Here is a 4392-nt window from a genome sequence, read left to right as displayed (position 1 = left end):
CCCCCTTGAAGACGACGAGGTAGATAGGGCAGAGGTGGAAGTGCAGTAATGCATGGAGCTGACTGTTACTAATCGGGTGAGGGCTTGACCAAGAATCGCAGGAAGTAATGATTTTCAGGGAAATGTCAGCATGTATGTAGTTTTGAAGATATAGTAGAAACCAGCTAGTAGTTAGCTGGTTTTTTTGTGCGCAAAAATAAAAGAAAGTCTGTTATATTGACTGCAAATATGCGAAGAAATCCTGCCGTTAGAAGAATGTAGAAAATTATATAATTGCATTACAGAAAATTATAGAAAGTGGGATTAAAAATATATTGTATTGCAGAAAAAAGCACTTTAAAATTAGTAGCAAAGTTTATAGAATCTAATTTATTTAAAAACATATATGGGAGGGTTTTTCATGAAGATTTATGTAAATGGAAAAGCTGGTCATGACGGAAATGGTACAGAGCAGATGCCATTTCGTCATATCAATGATGCGGCAAAAATTGCACAGCCGGGGGATGAAGTTCTGGTAGCGCCTGGAGTTTACCGGGAATATGTAGATCCGATTCATACCGGTACAGAAGATGCGAGAATTACTTACAGGAGCGTAGAGCCTCTCGGTGCAGTTATCACTGGTGCAGAACGTATTCAGACATGGGTTCCTTATAAAGAAGATGTATGGGTATGCCGTGTAGCGAACAGTCTTTTTGGCAGCTATAATCCATATACAACTATGGTTTATGGTGACTGGTATTTTGCCAAAGCTGACAAACACACAGGATGTGTATATCTTAATGACCGTGCTCTTTATGAAGCTGGAAGTGTAGAGGAATGCATCAAAGCTGAGGTTTATGAGTGCAGCTGGGTTCCGGAAGAGTCTACTTATAAATGGTATACAGAACAGGACCAGGAGAAAGACGAGACAGTCATTTATGCGAATTTCCATGGAGCAGATCCAAATAAAGAAAATGTAGAGATAAACGTACGCCGTGAGTGTTTTATGCCATCCAAAACCGGTGTGGGATATATCACAGTCAGTGGCTTCGTAGTTACAAAAGCAGCAACTACCTGGGCTCCGCCTGCAGCTTATCAGGATGGTATGATCGGACCTCACTGGAGCAAAGGATGGATCATTGAGGATTGCGAAATTTCTAACAGCAAATGTGCAGGTATTTCTCTTGGAAAATATTATGATGCAGAAAACGATCATTATTTTACAAATAAATATGTGAAGAGTCCAACTCAGATGGAAAGAGATGCAGTATGCCGCGGACAGTATCATGGCTGGCTTAAAGAAAAAGTAGGAAGCCACATTATCCGTCGAAACAATATCCATCACTGCGAGCAGGGTGGTATTATCGGCCGTATGGGCGGTGTATTCAGTATTATTGAGGACAACCATATTCATCATATCAACAATATGATGGAACTGGGGGGTGCAGAGATTGCCGGAATTAAGATGCATGCTGCAATTGATGTTATTATGAGAAGAAATCATATTCATCATTGTACAATGGGAATCTGGTGCGACTGGGAAGCTCAGGGTACACGACTCACTCAGAACTTGCTTCATGATAATCAGCGACCGGCATTTGCAAAACAGTTGAAAGGCGGTATGATGTGCCAGGATATCTTTGTTGAAGTAGGTCATGGACCGACTCTTATTGATAACAATATCCTTCTGTCAGACGCCAGCCTGCGTTTTGCTACTCAGGGTGTTGCTATGGTACATAACTTGATCTGCGGTGCTTTAACCTGTGTAGGTGATGGAACCGGATGGCGTTATACACCTTATCATATGCCTCATCGTACAGAGGTCAGAGGATTTATGACAATACTTCATGGAGATGACCGTTTCTATAACAATATTTTTGTTCAGAAATGGCCTTCAGAAGATTTTATCATAATGCATGATTCTGATGATGGATTTGATTCTGAGAACAGAAAAGTTGGAACCTGGATGTTCGATGAGTATCCAACTTATGATGAATGGATCTCACAGTTTGATTTTACAAAACCTGCAGATATGAAGAAACTGGAGCCGGTTCACTTTGACCATTTACCGGTATGGAGTGAGGGAAATGTTTACCTTAATGGTGCAAAGGCATGGAAACATGAGAAAAATGGACTCGTTTCTTCTGAGAATGTGAAGGTAGAATTAACAGAGAAAGACGGAAAATATATTCTGGATACAAATATTTACGAGATTCTTGGAGATTTCTCCGGACGTATGATCAATACAGAAGTTTTAGGAAAAGCTTTTGAGCCGGAAGAATTCTTCGAAAATCCGGATGGAACACCGATAACATTTGACGCTGATTACTTTGGTGGACACAGAGGTGCTAAGGTGATTCCTGGACCTTTTGCAGCGAAAGAAGATGCTGAGAAAAATGTCAATATTTGTGCTTTTTAACCGAATCAAGTAAGGAGCGAAGCGGATGATTTTATCCGTTTGACTTAAATTAAGGAAATAGAGAAGGCCAGCTGGATGTCAGCTGGTCTTTTTTGACGTTTTTTTGATTGTTTGTCTTTAAATGAAAAAATTTATATATTACTACATTTGTAGAAAAAACAGCTGGCTCCGACTACGATCTTGTCACTGCTGACCCGATTAGAGAATAAGAATTTCGTTTCTGTAGAGAAGCAGGGAAAGATGAATCTGTATACTCCTCTGGTATCTCAGGAAGATTATCAGGCAAATGAAAGTAAGAGTGTATTGGAGAAACTTTACGGGAATTCTCTTAAGAAGTTTGTGACTTCTCTTTATCAGGGAAAGAAGATAAGTTCAGAAGAAATACAGGATCTCAGTGATTTTCTGAAGGAGTTGGATGAGAAGGAGGAATAAGTGATGGCGGAATTTGCATTACATATTTTGAAGCTTAATATTATTTCCGCAGTTGTTATTTTTCTTGTGCTGGGTTTATCTGTTTTGTTAAAAAACAGATTTACAGCGAGATGGAAGTATGTGGTCTGGCTGGCTGTTGCAATGAGTCTGCTGGTTCCTGCGCGGCTTCCATCGAATTTTTCCCTTATAAATTTCAAAGTGCCGGGGATTGAGAGCAGTGGGAATGAAAAGATAACTGCAAAGAGAATAATTTCGGCAGATGCAGATTCTGCGAATGTAAATTCTTCTAAGGTAAATTCAGAGGATAGCAGTACTGCAGATTCAAAAATGCAGGATACGGCTGTGACGGGCAAAGCATCCACAGGTGCAGTATTGAAAGATGAAGTGCAGTCTGACTCAGCATCTGCATCATTGTCTGGAAGACATATCGTACCGCTGGCTGCAAAGATTTTTATGATCGTGTGGCTGGCAGGGGCGGTTATAAAGTTACTGGCAGAGATATGTGCATATTGCTTTTCCATGAGAAGCCTGAAACGGATGAGTCTTCCGGTGAATAATCTGATGAAATGGAAAATGTATCGGGATGTGTGTGAACAGAAAGGGATTCGGAGAAGACCTGAACTGATGCAGAATGCAGGACTCAGTACGCCGCTTCTGGCGGGATTATTTAGAACAAAATTATATCTTCCGGCAGTTAGCTATTCTGCGAAAGAATTGAAGCTGGTTTATCATCATGAGCTGACGCATTATTTACATAGGGATTTGTGGTATAAGATGCTTCTGAGAATCTGTGCATCTGTGTACTGGTTTAATCCGGCATTGCTGTTTATGTTGTGGGAGGCTGATAAGGATATCGAGAATCTTTGCGATGCGGAAGTTGTCCGTGTCTGCAGCAGGGCAGAACGTAAACTGTATCGGAAACTTCTGTTGAGAACAGTTGCCATAGATGATCAGGTGCCTTATGTAACGGCAAGCCTGAATGACAGCAGTATGGTTTTTAAAGACAGGATTCTGTATATGCTGAATATGAAGAAACTTCGGAAAAATGTTCTTCCGGGAGTGATCTTGGCGATGGTGCTAGTCGGAGGAAATCTGGCATTTGGCTTTTCAGGAGAAACAATTTCCGGGGCACAGAATACACAGCAGCAGGCACAAAAAGACGGAGATTCATCAGGACAGGATTCCGGAGAAGATGCTAAGAAGCGAGAATTGGTTGATATGGTGGCATCACATGGAACTTCCGATGAGCAGCAGCTGGCAGGAAAGGGAGATAAACTGGAGAATTCAAACAGTGATGGTTTGGCAGAGAATTCAGGACAGGGTGATGTTGCAGATCAGGAAGGAAATCAGGATCAGACAGGAGTGAATTCTTCTGATGAGACAGAGGAAAATTCTGACGGTCAGAATCCTGATCCGGATAATTCGGGAGGTGGTTATTCGGATACAGATAATAATGGAACCCCTGGAGATGATACTACAAATAAAACGGTTATTAATACATCATCATTGACATTACGAGGAAGTGGCGGCAGTACATTTGAAATTGAAAGGGTGTTGTATTC

General features: G+C 41.1%; 3 protein-coding genes and 1 rRNA gene. All 4 read left to right on the top strand.

Annotated features, from left to right (window positions below; genetic code table 11):
* A 23S ribosomal RNA gene (locus ACTNES_RS19585) occupies positions 1-92 on the top strand; the annotation flags it as partial.
* A gap of 308 nt (positions 93-400) precedes the next feature.
* Positions 401-2398, top strand: coding sequence for a right-handed parallel beta-helix repeat-containing protein (locus tag ACTNES_RS19580; protein ID WP_441040457.1), 1998 nt, complete (start codon positions 401-403; stop codon positions 2396-2398).
* Positions 2399-2560: 162 nt separating this feature from the next.
* A complete protein-coding gene (locus ACTNES_RS19575) occupies positions 2561-2830 on the top strand; it encodes a BlaI/MecI/CopY family transcriptional regulator (protein ID WP_291805940.1) in 270 nt (89 codons plus the stop codon).
* Positions 2831-2833: 3 nt separating this feature from the next.
* The coding region (locus tag ACTNES_RS19570; RefSeq protein ID WP_441040456.1) for a M56 family metallopeptidase at positions 2834-4392 on the top strand (1559 nt) is incomplete at its 3' end.

It is taken from the genome of Blautia sp. HCP3S3_D9 (assembly GCF_052063845.1).
Taxonomy (GTDB): domain Bacteria; phylum Bacillota; class Clostridia; order Lachnospirales; family Lachnospiraceae; genus Blautia_A.
The sequence above is the reverse complement of the archived record's forward strand: the minus strand, read 5'-3'. Positions and strand labels throughout refer to the sequence as shown.